The sequence below is a fragment of the Aquabacter albus genome (genome assembly GCF_040049275.1).
Taxonomy (GTDB): Bacteria; Pseudomonadota; Alphaproteobacteria; order Rhizobiales; family Xanthobacteraceae; genus Aquabacter.
Genome location: NZ_JBDZDT010000001.1, coordinates 1 through 16,247 on the forward strand (window position 1 = coordinate 1; position 16,247 = coordinate 16,247).

Annotated in this window: 9 protein-coding genes; 6 read left to right on the forward strand and 3 right to left on the reverse strand. The window is 63.4% G+C overall.

Going from position 1 to position 16,247, the window contains the following annotated elements; translation table 11 throughout:
- A partial coding sequence (locus ABLE91_RS00005; protein ID WP_348927158.1) for a transposase occupies nt 1-458 on the forward strand: 458 nt, incomplete at its 5' end.
- A 228-nt stretch (nt 459-686) separates the two neighbouring features.
- Here ABLE91_RS00005 and ABLE91_RS00010 read toward each other — a convergent pair.
- Complete coding sequence (locus tag ABLE91_RS00010; protein ID WP_348927160.1) at nt 687-6,878, reverse strand: autotransporter outer membrane beta-barrel domain-containing protein; 6,192 nt, start codon at nt 6,876-6,878, stop codon at nt 687-689.
- Nucleotides 6,879-7,332: 454 nt separating this feature from the next.
- Here ABLE91_RS00010 and ABLE91_RS00015 point away from each other — a divergent pair, with 454 nt between their 5' ends.
- The 3 genes from ABLE91_RS00015 to ABLE91_RS00025 all read left to right on the forward strand — a co-directional run bounded on the left by ABLE91_RS00015 (nt 7,333) and on the right by ABLE91_RS00025 (nt 10,895).
- Nucleotides 7,333-9,366, forward strand: coding sequence for a sensor histidine kinase (locus ABLE91_RS00015; RefSeq protein ID WP_348928285.1), 2,034 nt, complete (start codon nt 7,333-7,335; stop codon nt 9,364-9,366).
- A gap of 9 nt (nt 9,367-9,375) precedes the next feature.
- Nucleotides 9,376-10,098, forward strand: a complete 723-nt coding sequence (locus ABLE91_RS00020; RefSeq protein WP_348927163.1) for a response regulator transcription factor — start codon at nt 9,376-9,378, stop codon at nt 10,096-10,098.
- 371 nt (nt 10,099-10,469) lie between these two features.
- Nucleotides 10,470-10,895 (forward strand): VOC family protein, encoded by a 426-nt coding sequence (locus ABLE91_RS00025; protein ID WP_348927166.1) that lies wholly within the window; start codon nt 10,470-10,472, stop codon nt 10,893-10,895.
- 147 nt (nt 10,896-11,042) lie between these two features.
- On the opposite strand, the gene ABLE91_RS00030 is transcribed toward ABLE91_RS00025, so the two are convergent.
- Together ABLE91_RS00030 and ABLE91_RS00035 are read right to left on the reverse strand one after the other, a co-directional pair.
- A complete protein-coding gene (locus ABLE91_RS00030) occupies nt 11,043-12,695 on the reverse strand; it encodes a calcium-binding protein (RefSeq protein WP_348927168.1) in 1,653 nt (550 codons plus the stop codon).
- 175 nt (nt 12,696-12,870) lie between these two features.
- A complete protein-coding gene (locus ABLE91_RS00035) occupies nt 12,871-14,427 on the reverse strand; it encodes an FAD-dependent monooxygenase (protein ID WP_348927170.1) in 1,557 nt (518 codons plus the stop codon).
- Between the two features lie 537 nt (nt 14,428-14,964).
- On the opposite strand from ABLE91_RS00035, the gene ABLE91_RS00040 reads away from it, so the two are divergent.
- Nucleotides 14,965-15,612, forward strand: a complete 648-nt coding sequence (locus tag ABLE91_RS00040; RefSeq protein ID WP_348927173.1) for a dihydrofolate reductase family protein — start codon at nt 14,965-14,967, stop codon at nt 15,610-15,612.
- A 95-nt stretch (nt 15,613-15,707) separates the two neighbouring features.
- Nucleotides 15,708-16,163, forward strand: a complete 456-nt coding sequence (locus tag ABLE91_RS00045; RefSeq protein ID WP_348927175.1) for a VOC family protein — start codon at nt 15,708-15,710, stop codon at nt 16,161-16,163.
- Nucleotides 16,164-16,247 lie beyond the last annotated feature (84 nt).

A 16,247-nucleotide genomic window follows, 5' to 3' on the forward strand; every position in this document is an offset into this window, starting at 1 on the left:
GGTCAGACTTCACCTACGACCACGCCCGCGATCTATACACCTGCCCATCCGGGAGGCAGTTGAGGCTTCGCCAGAAGGTCTATCGAACCGAGCGACCGCTTGTCGATGAGAACGGCTTGATGCGCTATCACGCCAGCAAGTTCGATTGCGATGCCTGTTCCCTGAAGCCGCAATGCTGCCCGAACACGCCGGCACGCAAGATCCTGCGATCGATCCATGAAGGCGCCCGTGACATGGCGCGGGACATCGCGGCCACAGAGACATACCTCACCTCGCGCCGACAGCGGAAGAAGGTGGAGATGCTGTTCGCCCACCTGAAGCGCATCTTGAGATTGGACCGGCTGCGCCTGCGAGGTCCAAACGGCGCCCGAGACGAGTTCCACCTGGCTGCCGCTGCTCAGAACCTCAGGAAGCTTGCCAAGCTCCTGCCGAATGCCCCGAGAGTGGCGACGGCTTGAGGGCGAGGCGCACGCCCGACACCAGCGCCAATGTACGGCCCCTCCAGCGACGACTTTTTCAACGACATCCGCCAGGAGCGGTAATGTCCACTGCCCGCTTGGAGGCGGAGCAATGCGTCATCCAGTTCACGCGCCTGGATGTCAATGCTGTGACCTGATTTCCGAACCACCATATTGAGCCTAGAGCGGGCGCGTCGGGTGTCCGGCGCGCCTCCCCGTGGCGTATCGCTAGAACGGAACGGCGAAGCGCGCGCTCAATTCCTGTGCGAGATAATCGTTGCCGATATCCGCCTTGTATTCGGCCCGCAATTCATAGCCCTTCGCGGAGACGAGCTGGAGGCCGGCACCGAGGTTCAGGAGTGTCTGCGGCAGAACGATTTGCGTGACGAAGTTTTCCGGCGGGGCCGAGAGCGAGGTGAGCTGGACATTCATCGCCATGCTGTCCGTGGTGAAATAGGTCATGCCGACGCTGGCATAGGGCCGCAGCCATGTCTGGGGATCGAGATCCAACCGCGCGCCGATCTCGAGGTTCGGGCTGAGCGCGATATTGAACTGGTCGACCGAAGACATCTGCAGGCCCGGCCCGCCCACCCCCTGCTCCGTGCTGCTGGGCATGTAGGTGTACAGGAAGTTCACATCGGCAAAGGGCCGCACATACCAGGTGGGGAAGGCGAACTCGTAGCTCGCGCGGAGCCGGGCGGCTGCCGTCAGAACGCTGGAGGTGCCGCTCGCGGTCCACACGGCGGGACCGACGGTCAAGGTCCGGTCCGTGTCGTAGCTGCCGAAGCCCAGGTGCCCGGAGGCTGCGAACAGCCACGGGCCGATCTGGTGCTTCAGCGCGATGGCCGCGTCCGCGCTGTTGCCTTCGGTGCTGGAGAAGCCGTTGCTGTCGGTGAGCCAGGATTGGGTGAAGCCCGCGGTCGCCCCGACAAACCAGTCGGAGACGACTTCACGCTGCACGCCCACGCGATAGGTGACGCTGCTCCCATTGTAGCCGTCCGCCACGTTTGACGTGGTGCGGTCCACCCAATTGCCGATGATGCGGGCCCAGGCGCAGTTTGTCTCCTCCAGAAGCGTGCCCGTGCCGACGAACATCGGGCAGCTCATCGCCGCGGTCATGGAAACAAGAGTATTACTGGTTTGGTTGGCGCCCACGCTGCTGGATTCCTCCGGCACGAAGCTGTCGACGGCGCTCATATAGCTTTGGGGCGAAGCCGACCGGGCATAATTGCCGAACAAGGTGGCATTATCAGTATCCCTGCCCCCGTTGTTCCAGATCCCCTGGAGATAACTCATGTGGCTCAGCTCGGAGGCAGAGGCGACCATACCGGTCGGGGTCACGAAATTGGCATTCGGGACGATCACCACCGTTGTGCCGCCATTCACAGCCGTCCAGGCGAATGGGCTGCCCGCAGCGGCGTTGGTGACGGAGAAGCCGCCGGTGATGGGCCCGCTGGCATTCAGGACCACGAAGCTGCTGCCCGGCAGAAGGCCGCCCTCCACGTTCGCCTGAAGAACGCCGCCGAGCCGGGCGCCGCCGGTGACGTTCAGCACGTCATTCGTGGGTTTGCCGGACGTGGGCGTGCTCGTTACGTCCACCAGAAAAGTTCCCCCCGCCCCCTGCTGGAACAGGCCCGTGAGGTTGGCCGTGGCGAAGGTGCCGACCCCGCCAATGTCGAAAGTTCCGTTATTTGCGAATGCGCCATTGGCACCGAGATTGACGGTGCCCGTTCCGGCCGTGCGGTAGATGCCGCCCGCCAGGTTGCTGAACTGGTTGAACTCGGTGGAACTCCCAACCGCAAGATTCACGTCGCCGATGACCTTGCCTGCATTTTGGACCAGATCCGTCCCGAAGGAGGAGAGAATGGCTTGGCCGGACAAGGCGGAGACGGTGGAACCGCTGGCGAAGCTTATGGTGTTGCCGCCGGCGCTGAGCGGAGCGCCGCCATCGATGCGGATCGCCGCGCCGCTGCCCGAGCCGCCCGTGAGGGTGCCCGAATGGGAGATAGAAACCACCCCGCCGGTGCGCGTGGGATCAAGGGTTCCGTCCGCCTTCTGAACACCGCTCTGGACGAAGATGCCGTAGGAGTTCGCGCCCAGCGCTTCGATGGCGCCCGCCGTATTGATGGTCACCGCTCCACCCGTGCCCAGGGCATTCTGGCGTCCGGACTGCGCAGACTGGAGCGGGAGAAGCGCTCCATTCATATCGTAGATGGATCCGCCGCCGCCACCGAGGCTCTGGGCGAAAATGCCATGGGCCTGAGCGCCATGCGTCTTGATGTTCAGGAGGGCATCGGAGCCGGTCATCCCCACGGTAATGGCCCCGCCATTGCCGTTCGATCCGCCATCCGACACGAAGCCGCCGTGGATGTCGTAAGGGGCGCTGAAGCCGCCCGCGCCGCCATAGCCCCCGCCGCCGCCAATGGACTGGAGAAATACCGCCGTCGCACCATTGCCTGAGGTGGTGATGCGGCCATTGGGGCCGAAATTCACGGCGACAGTGCCGCCATTGCCGGCCACGCCGCCCGCGCCGCCAATATTCGCGGCGATCGACAGAAGTCCTGAGCCGCCCGTGTCGCCGGCAAAGCCGCCGCCACCGCCGATGCTCTGAGCAAAGATGCCGAATGCGGCGTCCCCAAGGGTCGCGATCGTTCCGCTGTGGTTGACGGTCACACCGCCACCGCTCCCGCCCGCGACGCCGGAGCCGCCGATCCGCAGATTGGCTGAGGGCGACGGCAGGATGGTGGAAGGGGTGTCCTGGGCATTGCCGCTCTTGGTGATGCCGAGGGCCGCAAGAATGGTGAGCGCATCCTGCATCGCCTGCCCCTCCAGGGCAGAGGTTGCGAGCGCATAGGGATCGAAGACATCGGTGAGGCTCATAAAGGCAGCGCCACCACCGCCGCCAACGCTCTGCGCCACCAAGGCGTGCGACTGGTAGCCCTGTGTCCGAATGGTTCCGGAATTGTTGACGGTGACGCTGCCACCGTCGGAGCTGACGCCGCCCCTGCCGCCCAGGGCGACCGTGGCAGACATGGAAATGGTGTTGGCGCTGGAGGCAGAGCCTCCGAGGCCGCCGCCGCCGCCCACACTTTGCGCGAACAGACCGTAGGAACCTCCGCCCTCGGTGAGGATATCGCCAGTATTGCGAGCAATCACCGTGCCGCCGTTTCCGCCCGCCCCGCCGGTGCCGCCGACAGTGAAATCGACGTTGATGTTATTGTTGCCGAGAGCCATGCCGCTGCCGCCGATGCCGCCGCCGCCGCCCACGGATTGGGCGAAGATGCCGTAGGCATTATCTCCGCGCGTGGTGATGGTGCCGTCATTCTGGATGCCGACCGGCCCGCCCGAACCGCCGCCGCCTCCGCTGCCGCCCACGCCAAAAGCGAGCGCCACATTGGGCAGTTTCTGGCTCTCGAAGCCCGCTTCCTTCAATTGATCCTTGATTTGGTCGCCGAGCTGATCCCACAATATATCCAGACTTGCATCGGCCAAATTCTCAAAAAATGATCCATCTGACGTCAAAGTTTTGATAAATCCGAGTATATCTTTGGCGGCAGCAAGCTTCTCTTGCTGCGTGCTATTCTTGTCTAAGAAAGTTGCCTCTGCCTCCTTCTTTTTTGGATCACCGAACAAGCTTGACGCCACTTTGTCTGATTTGAGCAGCTCCCCGGTCAATGCAAATATAAAGTTCAACGGATCATCGCCATATGAGACGGGGGCCTTCACGCTTCCGGTGAAGGAGCCGCCCAGGCCGCCGCCGCCACCGACGCTCTGCGCGATAATGCCGAATGAACCCGAGCGATCCGTCGCGATACCGGCGTTCGCACGGTTGGTGACGGATACCGTACCGCCACTCCCGCCAACGCCACCGGTGCCGCCAATGCTTAGGCTAAAGGCTGCGGTGGCTGAGTTGTTCGTGAGATACCCGCCCCCCACACCGCCGCCGCCGCCAATGCTCTGAGCCAATATGCCCGCAGCGTTCATTCCGTGCGTCAGCAAGGTCTTGGTGTTGTCCACGGTTACGGCGCCGCCCGAACCGCCGCCGCCTGCGTTTCCTCCCACCGTAAGGGTGATCCCAATGGAATCGCCGGTTGGCAAGTTGGACGTGAAATCGTCCATCTGATCATCCCAGCTCGTGCCGGTGGAGGTGGTGGTGCTGGCGCTTCCGGCAGCACCACCGCCCCCGCCGATGCTGAGGGCAACGATGCCCTGGGCAAAGTGGCCGGATGTCTCGATGGAAGAATTGTTTGTGATATTGACGGTGCTGCCCGCGCCTCCGCCGCTGCCATCGCCGCCAATGGCAATGCTGATGTTCATGCTGGGCTGGTAGCTCAAGGTGTTGCTGATGGCCGAGGCCATGCTGCCGGTGCCGCCGCCGCCGCCAACGCTGATCGCCTGAATGCCGGAGGATGCCATGCCGGTGGTGACAATGATGGCATCGTTAACGACTGTGACGGGACCCGCTATTCCGCCAGCCCCTCCTGATCCGCCAACCGCATAGCTGAGGGACGCTCCGGGCGCATCCGGGGGAGATACTGCCATGGCATAGGCGAACGCTGCGCCGCCGGAGCCGCCGCCGCCGCCGACGCTCAAAGCCTGGATGCCATATGATTCAATGCCGGACGTCGTAATGACGGACGTGTTGTCGATGGTGACCGAGCCGCCATTCCCGCCGGCGCCACCCTGGCCGCCTATGGAACTTGCGTAGGCTGCAACAACACCGACCGTATAGGCCCTGGCCGTACCGCCGGTGCCGCCCGAACCGCCAATGCTCTGGGCAAGGATCGCGCTTGCAGCATCTCCCGAGGTGGTGATGGAAGGCGAGATCCCCGACGCGCTGGACGATGACCCCTTGATGGTCACAGTTCCGCCATTCCCGCCGCCGCCGCCGGTGCCCGAGTCGGTGCCCGAGCCCCCCAGTGCGGCACCGATGACGGGGCCACTGGAGTTGGTAAAGAGGCCTATGGAGAAGGCATCTCCGCCCACGCCGCCACCGCCGCCCACGCTCTGGGCCAGCATGCCATAGGCCTCGTCGCCCGTGGTTGAGAGCGCACCCCCATTGGTCATGGAGACGGAGCCGCCGTTACCGCCTGTTCCGCCCGCGCCACCCGAGCTGAAAAAGAGCAGCCCGTTGCCGCCGGCCCCACCGCCGCTGCCGGTCCCGGGGGCGGGCGAAATCGGTATCGGCCCTGACCGATAGGAATCGTCCGCGTTTCCCCCGCCGATGCTCTGGGCAAAAAGCGCGTAGGACGCCTGTCCTTCCGTACGGATTGTGCCTGTATTCACCAAGGTGATGGTGCCGCCGGCACCCGCCGCGCCACCGTCACCGCCGCCGAAGATCCCGGCGCCCCCCGTTCCGCCGGTGCCGCCGACGGACTGCGCGAAAAGGCCGATGGAATAATCGCCTGTCGTGGAGATCGTCCCCGTATGACTTGCGCCAATGGCCCCCGCCATGCCGCCGGCCCCACCGGGATTGCCGCCCGACATTGGCTCGTTACCGCCGCCCCCTCCCACGCTTTGGAGAATGACCCCAAGGGAGGACGCGCCCGAGGTCTTGATCGACCCGTCGCTCGTGAAGCTCACGGCCCCGCCGGCGCCGCCTTGCGACACATAGTCTCCAGAGCCCTTGGTGGTGCCGCTCATGGTGCCCACGCCGCCGATGGATTGAGCGATCACGCCGGGAGAGCTGTTCCCTGCGGTCGAGACGGTGCTGCCCGTATTCAACGTCACCGAGACCGTCCCGCCGGCGCCGCCCGCATTGGAGAAGATCTGGTCCTGGTTGACACCGTCCTTGCCTGCATCGCCCCCTAGTGACTGGGCCAGGATGCCGGCGAAATTGCTGCCGGCTGCTATCAGCGAAGTGCCAAGGGTCACCGAGACCGTCCCGCCGGCGCCGCCTCCGCCGCCAAGGCCCCCGGGGCCGCCATTGCCGCCATAGGAGTAGACTTTCAGAAGCCCCACGCGAGCCTTGAGGGGATTGTCCGCGCTCGATGCGTCGGGTTGATCGCCCGTGCCCGTGAGACTGCCGGTCTGGAGCAGGGTAAGGTTGCCGCCGCTGCCACCATTTCCGCCAGCTATCAGAGTGGCGAAGCAGCAATTGTCTCCTTTCCCGCCATTGCCGCCGACGGAGCCGATCTCCACTGCGGGGCCCGTGGCCCCGGCGGTATAGGAGGTGGACAGCGTAATCGTCCGGGAAATGCCTGGATTACCGGGACCGGAAGCGAAACTGTCGGTCCACCCCGCGTGGCCGGGCGAGCCATCCGTTGAGATAAGCACCTGGCTGAGGGGATCGGCGCTGGCGGGTTGGCTGATGGAGGACAGGCCAATGAGAAGGGCGCCGGCGTTGATGCCGCCCAGCAGAGCGACGCGACGGGAAAAGCCGAGGATCCGGGAATTCGATAGAGTTTGGAAATTGGACATGGCTGACGCTCCGGCGACGTGCGAGGACGTGCGGGTTCAAAGGTCAGCACCTGGCAAAAGCCCGGTGCGATCGATCCATTCGGGATAGCGTCAGAAGGCCCGCATCATCCTGTGCGAAGGCCTTTTCCAGATGGCGGCATGGCACGCGCCGCGCGCGGAGCCGCCGCCCGAGAAAACGGATCTAATGAACATCGAAGCTTGCCCCCACAACGCTCCGCAGACTTGGCACGGACGGCAGTGAAGAACCCCGACCGATAGCCACGGGCGCAATCCGACCCGTCGATATGTCTAAGGGGAAGAGGCACTATAAATCCAGAATTATGTCGTAGAGTTTTGAATCGAATTGTCACGTATTTTGACAATTGCCTGAAATCGATGGGGAAGCCGAATTCTTGTCGTAAAACCTGCACATCTCGGGCTATGTAATGCCGAGGAAGCGGGGGCTTACTTGGCGATGCGCGGCGCAGCATGTGCGTTCTTGTTTGTTTTGGCGTCGCTATATGTCCTCGCCACCGCGTCAGCCTGTGCTGCGGCTCCTTTAATCATCACAGGTGCGAGCGACCATCAAAGCGCCGATGGACATATGGAGGTTTTGCGAGACGAGGATGGCTCGCTTTCCATCGACGATCTCGCCTCGGGGCGGATGGATGCCCGCTTTTCTCCCTTAGCGGGCGGCTTCAATGGCGGCTTCATCCGGAGCGGCGCCTATTGGATCCGGTTCAGCATCGTACCGGCCGCGCCCCTAGCATACGGCCAGTGGTGGCTTGCCCTGGTGGCGCCTCTGGTGGACCGGCTCGATGTCTATCTGCCCGCACCGGACGGGGCTCCCGGCTATATCCACGAAGAGGGCGGCGCCCTGACCGTGGTTCAGGCGCAACGGGCCCGGATGCAGGCTTATCTGTTCCCGCTCGATTTTTCCGAGCCGCGGGAGCAGACCATCTATGTGCGCCTTGCGGGGGCGCGATCCATCAGCCTCAGCCCCGAAATCTGGCGCACGGCGCCGCTCTATGATTACCTTCTGCGCCTCTCGCTTCTCTATTCGCTCATCTGCGGATTTCTGCTCTTCACGGCCGTGGCCGGCTTCACCTTCGGCGTGACGCTGCGGGAACGAAGCCTTATCGTCTATGGCTTCTACATGTTGGTGACGTCCGTCCTCTTCCTCATCAATGACGGATATCTCTCCCTGCTGAAGCCCTCGATCAGCCCCGAATTCGCGCGGCGGATCATAGGCGTCGCCGCCTTCGGCAGCGTCACGCTGGCAACCTGTGTGGTGGTGGAGGTTTTCTCCACATGGAAAAGATTTCCCCGCCTGCATCTGGTCTGTGTCGTGACCATCGGGCTCGGCATCTGCGCGATCATCGCAAGCGTGGCCGGCTTCTATGGCAATATCGCCCCGGCCCTCTCCGGGTTCGTCCTGCTGCTCACCTTCCTCACCCCCGTCGTGGCCTTCCGCTTCATGCGCGCGAACGAGCCCGCCGGCACCATCTTCTTCGTGGGCTTCTCGGTTTACAGCCTCACCATGCTCATCGCCCAGGGACGCTTCCTCGGACTGCTGCCGGTCACCCCCTTCACCGAATGGGGCTATCAGGCCGTGGCCTGCGTGCATGCCACCAGCATTCTGCTCGGGCTGGCCACGCGGATGCGCACGGCAGAGCAGGCAAAACTGCGATTGCAGGACGAATTGCTGGTGCGCATGCACAGCGAAGGCGTCGCGCTCGAGGCCGCGGTGCGGCAGCGCACGCGTGCCCTGGAGGAGGAGGTGGGGTCGCGTCGCGCCGCGGAGCAGGCGCTGCAGACCATGCTGCGGGAGCAGCGCCACCTGCTCGCCATGGTCAGCCATGAATTCCGCTCCCCGCTCGGCATCATCCGCGCGTCCATCTCCATGATCGGCCTCTATGCAAGGGGGATTGCCGCGCCGATCCATGCCGAGCTTGAGAAGATGGCCCGCGCCGTCGAGCGCCTCGTGAGCTTCATCGATGCCTGTCTCGCCGACGAGCGGCTCGATGACGCGTCGCTGCAAGTCAAACGGATCAGGACCAATATTTCGGAGCTGATCGAGCAAAGGGCAGCCGAACGGGCCGTTACGCGAAGCCGAACCGTGCGGACGGATATCGAACCCGGCATCCATGCGGACATTGACCCTACCCTTGTCGGCATTATCGTGGATAATTTGATCGGCAATGCGCTTAAATACTCAGAAGATGACCTACCTGTTGATGTCGTGGTGAGGGCAGACGAGGCGGCTCATTCCATACTTATAACCGTAGAAGATCGCGGGCTCGGGATCATCGAAGATGAGCAGGCCCTGATCTTTGACAGATACTTCCGCGGCCAACAATCCCTCGCCCGGCCGGGGCTCGGTCTCGGCCTCCATGTGGCGCAACGGATCGCGATCTTGCATGGTGGCCGGATCGAGGTCGCGAGCGTACTGGGAAAAGGCAGCCTGTTCACACTCACGCTTCCGGCTCAAGAGACGGCATCTGCCTGAAACGCCCGCATGACCAAAGATCAGATGACGAACGCTCCCGACAAGATCCGCGTCGTCCTGGTGGAGGACGAGGCCGACCTGCGCGACACGTTGTGCCGATTTCTCCGGGAAGTGGGGATGAACGCCCGAGGGATTGGCTGCGCCAACGATCTCTGGCCGGAGCTGAAGAAGGACCCGGCCGACATCGTCGTGCTGGATGTCAATCTGCCGGGCGAGAGCGGCTTCACCGTGGCAGCGCGGCTCAGGGCGGCGAGCAATATCGGCATCGTCCTTATGACAGCCCGCTCGCCCAAGGAGGATCGGCTGCTCGGCCTGTCCATCGGCGCCGACCATTATCTCGTGAAGCCGGTGGAGCCCGAAGAGCTTGAGCTCCTCATCCGCAACTTGCACAAGCGCCTGATGTCCAGTCTTGCTCCCGTTGCCGAAACGTGGACGTTCAATGCCAAATCCTGGACACTGATCACTCCCACGGCCCAATCCATTCAGGTGTCGAAAGCTGAATTTTCGATCCTGACAAGCCTTATGGAGCGCCCGGGGACCCCTGTTTCGAGAGATCAATTGCGTATCCTGCTCAACGCATCCGACCAGCAGGGCACGGGGCGTAGCGTTGACACCGTCATTTACCGTTTAAGGCGAAGGATTGCCCTTGAATGCCAGGCCAACCTTCCAATTCACACCGCGCGAGGCATTGGATATGTCTTTGTGGCGGATGCTGAGCTTACCAATAAATAAGCTGTGACCGCAGGAGATTAAGCAGTTTTCCTGTTAAGATGTTTTCTTTTCCGCGCCTTAGGCATTTGGGCGCTGGCATAGGCGAATTTCAGCTGGCTATTCCTGCAACCGCTGCCGGGAGTCGGGCGAGGCTCTTTAAGAGGCTTCTAGTTCTGCATCGCTGCTTGGATAGTCATTCCAATTGGCTTTAGCAGCGAGCAAAATCTGCCCATGCTGAGTGAACGAAGGTCCGCTCCTGGCGCGACGGCTGTTGAGGGCCGGCTGGAGATGACCCCGAGCAGGCCTCGGGACCGCGGGCGAGATTTTTTCGCCCGCCTGTCGGGTCAGTGCGGGCTGGCGCGTCCTAGGTGAGCGTACCGCGGAGGAATGCCATGCCACAGATGATCTTCGTGAACCTGCCCGTTACCGACCTCGCCCGATCCGTCGCCTTCTACGAGGCCGTAGGCGCCACCCGGCACCTTCACTTCAGCGATGAGACCGCCACCTGCATGGTTTTCTCCGATGCCATCCACCTGATGCTGATGACCCACGCAAAGTTCGCCGAATTCTGCCCCCGGCCGATCGCGGACGCGCGTGAGGTGATCCAAGTGCTGCTCTGCCTCACTGCGGCGAGCCGCGCGGAGGTGGACGGCAAGGTCGAGGCCGCGGTCTCCGCTGGCGGCAAAGCCGACCCCAGCAAGGTCGACGAGTATGAAATGATGTACGGCCGTAGCTTTGAAGATCCCGACGGCCACTTATGGGGAATCAACTGGATGGACCCCGCCATGATGGGGAGCTCCGAGGCCGAAACCGCCTGAGCCCGCCCCGCGCCATCGCGACGGCCAACCATCCCAGCTCACATACATCGGTGGGGCGCTTCATGCGTGCCGTCTACTGATGCAGTTCGACATCAATCACAGGGGGGTGGATGCGCGCAGCAGCATCGCCGCGGCGCGCATCAGGTGTCACATGAGATGCAGATTGTCCGCCGAGAGATCGGCGACGTGGGTGTTCTCCATCAGGATGCCATAGGTCCAGGGGCGGCCATCGCCGAGATCGATGTAAAGGCCGTCCGGCGTGTCGTCGGCGTGGGCCACGAGATCGCCGAAGGAATGGATGCCGGCCCAATCCTGCGCCGCCTTGGTGAGCCCGATGATGTCGCCGCCGTCGCCGGCCTGGAAATCCACGATGCGGTCGCGGCTGCCGGCTTCCATGTCATAGATGAACGTGTCCGAGCCCTCGCCGCCCACCAGCCAGTCATTGCCTTCTCCGCCCGCGATGACATCACCGCCGGCCCCACCATGCAGGGAATCGTGGCCCCCTCCCCCTTCCACGTGGTCGGCACCCGCCGCACCATTCAGGAAGTCGCGGCTTGAGCTGCCAAGGAGCGTGTCATCATGGGCTGAGCCCTCCACATCCTTGATGCGGATGAGCGTGTCGCCCTGGGCGTCCCCACCCGTCCCCCGGCCGTTGGCCAGATTCACGGTGACGCCGGCGGATGACGTGTCATACGTGGCACGCGTCGGCTCATTCTCGGACCCGGCCGAAGCTTCCAGGATGTCGGCGCCGGCACCGCCCCGCAACAGGTCCCCGCCATTCTGGAAGTCGGAATCCCGGCCCGAATTGCCGCCGGAAATGAGGTGGTCATCGCCCGCCCCGCCGTCGAGCCTGTCATCAAGCGTGGTGCCGATGAGCGTATCGCCGTGGGCCGAGCCGACCACGTTGTGGAAGAAGAACAGCGTGTCGCCTTCCGCATCCCCGCCAAAGCCACGGCCAGACACGAGATCGACCGTCACGCCGGCGGCGGAATGGGCGTAGACCGCCGTGTCGTCATAGGTCCAGGCGAACTCGTTGCCGTACAGGATGTCGGCGCCCATGCCGCCTTCGATCACGTCGTTGCCGTTGCCGCCATGAATCTCGTCGTCCCCGCCCCCGCCCGAGAGGATGTCGTCGCCGAAATTGCCGTAAAGCAGGTCGGAATAATCGCCGGTGCGGAACACGTCGTCGGTGTCCGCGCCGTAGAGGGTGAACTGCTCGATATTCTGGAAATGAGCACCCTCGGTGGTGGTGTCCATGGTCCAGTCGAGCGTGCCGCTGACATTCATCTCCAGGTGGTCCACGCCCGCGCCGCCATCGATGTCGGCCTGATCGTAGACATGGATGGTGTCGTCGCCGCCGCCGGCCTCGATATGGTCGTCGCCAAAGCGGCCATCGATGACATTGTCTGCGTCATTGCCGATGATCACGTCGTGCTGAGCGGTGGCCTCTACATTTTCCACGCTGATATAGCGGTCACCTTCCGCCCCACCGGAGCCGATGCCGGTGAGAAGGTTCACGTTCACGCCCACGCGGGTGAAGAAATAGCTGATGCTGTCGCTCCCGGGGCCACCATCGAGCAGGTCGAAACCCGCTTCGCTGTCAGGGCTGCCGAAGAAGCTCGGCGACAGCATGTCGTCGCCGGCGCCGCCCTCGATATGATCGTCGCCAAGCCCTCCCGACAAGCGGTCGTTGCCATCCTCGCCGAAGAGCCTGTCATTGCCTTCGAGGCCCATGATCTGATCGTCTTCGGGGGTGCCGTTCAGGATGTCGTCGCTGCTGGTTCCGGTGATGGCGGCCATGAATGCCTCCTGTTTTCCATCCCTCAGAGCCAGTCTAGCGACCCGATGGCCGACTTTGACGCTCCGGTATTACCTTCGGCCACCAGATTGCATAACAAATATATGATGCGAATTTTGCTTCAAAATGGAATGTAATTCATAAAAATTACTTTCATTATCCGATCTTTTGCACGATTTAGCAGACTTCGGGGGCTTCAAGCTGGCGCGCGCCGAACCAACTGCCCAGCGCCTCTTCAAGCCCGGAGCGGTCGCGTTCTCCCGCCCAGACCACGTGTCCATCGGGCCGGATCAGTACGGCCGCAGGTGCGGTGACGGCGCCAAGCGCCGGAAGCTCCCACACGCCTTCGCATCTGGCGTCGACCCGTTGCACCCGATCCGCCCACGGCGTGATGTCGAAGCTGCCGGGCTCACCGAAATTGAGCAGCACCGGCCGGGCAGCGTTGAGCAGGGTGAAGACCCGCAGCGGGCCGTTCTCGGTGACCAGATCAAGATCGGGCATGCGACGGCCGCGCAGCGGATGCCCCTCTCCAAGGTCGTAATGAATATCCAGGCCGGACATCATCGCGGCGAACCGCCGGCGCGGCTCTTCCATGCCGAGGAGTTCTGCCATCGTGTCGCGCAGCGCCTTCGTCCGTTCGTCTTCACGGCGAAGGACGATGGACGCCATCGTGTGGCGCAACACACGGGCGCCGATCGGGTGGCGCTCGGCATGGTAGGTGTCGAGGAGACTGTCCTGCGACACCCCCTTCACCACCTGCGCCAGCTTCCATCCCAGGTTGACCGCATCCTGCACGGCGGTCTGGAGACCCTGGCCGCCGTCGGGTGGATGCACGTGCGCGGCATCGCCCGCGATCAGCACACGTCCTTTGCGGTAGGAGGCCGCCTGCCGCGCAGCATCGGTGAACCGGGAAATCCAGGTGGGAGAATGGATCCCGTAATCGGTCCCGTAGACGGTGATGAGCGCCGCGCTGAGATCACCAAGGGTGGGCTCGCCGGCCTGTCCAACGTGCTGCTCGGTCACGAGAATGCCGACCGGCCCGCGATCCGCATAGACGATCTTGCCGTTTCGGATCTCGTATTCCACCCGGCCGAGGGCATGGGTGCCAAGGGCGTCACGGCGGATGCCCCATTCCGGCGGCGTCTCCGCGAGCTCGGCTTCGGCGATCAGGTTGCTGGTGGTGGGTTCTGATCCAGGGAATGCGATGCCGGCGGCCTTGCGGATCAGGCTGCGTCCGCCGTCGCATCCGACGAGATATTGCGCCCGCAGCGAGCGGCCATTGCTCAGCTCGACATCCACGCCGGTGTCGTCCTGCGCGAAGCCTTTCACTTCGATGCCGCGATATATCGGCACCTTGAGTCCATCCACCCAGCCGGCGAGAATCCGCTCGATATGGTTTTGCCGCAGCCCGAGACTGTAGGGATGGCGGGTCGGAAAGCCGCTGAGATCAAACTGGACCCCGGCAAACCCGATGACCTGCACCTTCTGCCCCTCAGCGAGAAATCGATCCGCAATGCCGCGTTGATCGAAGACCTCGAGAGTGCGCGCGTGGAGGCCGCCCGCGCGCGAGCCGGCGAGATCCTGGTTGTGGCGCCGCTCGACGATGGCGACGTCGACGCCCGCCAGCGCCAATTCGCCCGCGAGCATCAACCCTGTCGGCCCCCCGCCCGAGATAATCACGGCACGCTCATCTTGGGAGCGATCGCCTGCGTTCAGACCGTGGGGAGCAGCCATAACCCGTCACCCTGCATCTGCGGAACCGGGTTCGAGAACGCGGCCCCTCGTTTGCTGAGGGCCTGTAATCTGCGCACAAAGAGGCGGCCAGCAACTCTTGATCTCAGTTTGTTTGTCCCCAGATACAGGTTAGCCACAGCACAGCAGCGTCTCCGCGAACGGCGAGTTCCGGTTCCACCGGCGGGCAGAGACGCGCCTCGACCCAATATTGGATCGGCCTGAAAGCGGGCGCTTTGAGTGGCCGTAAGAAGGCGCTTGCGGACATGGCCGCTCTGCCGGTCGGCGTCCGGAACCAGCCTTCTGAAGCGATCCTTATCGGCAGCCTCAGGTCGCGCATCTCACCTCGGATACCCGCGGCTGTATCGGCCGGTGACAAGGTCGGACCGGTGCTCTCCCATTTTTATTTCCGTGCGATGTCGCATTCCCGCAGGCGTGTTCGTCATTAACGAAGCGGCCGGATGGCTGCCCGACGGCTCCAGAACCGTCGATCGGGCCTCCCGACCAGGTTCGACCCTCAGCAGAGAAGGAGCACCTTTAATGTCACTCGCCCGTGTCCAACACGTCTCCGTCTCGCTCGACGGTTTCGCCACCGGCGAAGGTCAGAGCCTCGACGCACCGTTCGGCCACGCCGGCGAGCGGCTGCACGAATGGATGTTTGAGACCCAATGGGGTCGCAGGATGCTTGGCCAGCCCGGCGGCACAGGAGGCATCGATGACGCCTTCCTGCGGCTGTTCCTTCCAGGGATCGGCGCCGAGATCATGGGTGCGGGGAAGTTTGGCTACCCGGGATGGCATGAGGATCCGGAGTGGAAGGGCTGGTGGGGTCCCAACCCGCCGTTCCACACACCGGTCTTCGTTCTCACCCATCACCCGCGTGCGTCGATCGAGATGGAGGGCGGCACGACATTCCACTTCATCGACGCTTCGCCCGCCAAGGCACTCGCGACCGCCCGCGAGGCTGCAAGGGGCCAGGACGTGCGCATCGGTGGGGGGCCCAGCATGGTCCGCGACTTCCTTGCCGCCGGGCTCGTCGACCATATGCACATCGTGGTGGTCCCGATCCTGCTCGGACGGGGCGTGCGCCTCTGGGATGGGCTGGAAGGTCTTGAGAAGGGCTACAAGGTCGAGACCACGTACGCCCCCAGCGGCGTCACGCATGTGACATTCACCCGTTCGGGCCTGTAGCCGCCACGTCGATCCCCCGCCACCGGCGCGTCGCCGCCTTCCGGCGAGAGCAAGGTCTCCGCGACCGCCCACCTCCTAAAGAGACGACGGAAATCATGACTAAAAGCAAATTGCTACGAATGGACAATGTCGGCATCGTGGTGGAATTTCTTGATGATGCCGTCTCTTTTTTCACCGACCTTGGCCTGACGCTTGAGGGGCGAGCCATGATTGAAGGAGAATGGGCCGGACGTGTCACTGGATTAGGAAATCAGCGCGTCGAGATCGCCATGATGGTCACTCCTGACGGCCACAGCCGCCTCGAACTCTCGCGTTTTCTCACCCCGTCTGTCGTCGCCGATCACCGGAACGCCCCGGTGAACGCCTTTGGCTACTTGCGCGCCATGTTCACGGTGAGCGACATCGAAGAAACACTCACCAGACTCCGCAAGCACGGTGCGCAGCTCGCCGGCGAAGTGGTTCAATACGGGGACTCGTACCGGCTCTGCTACATCCGCGGTCCCGAAGGACTTCTCATCGGACTGGCAGAACCACTCGGCAGTAGCTCTTAACGGTTAGACAGGGTCTTCTTCCCGTCCCAGCGAGACGCTCATGCAGTTAAGCCGCGCGATTGTTCACGCCTTCCAGAAGATCCC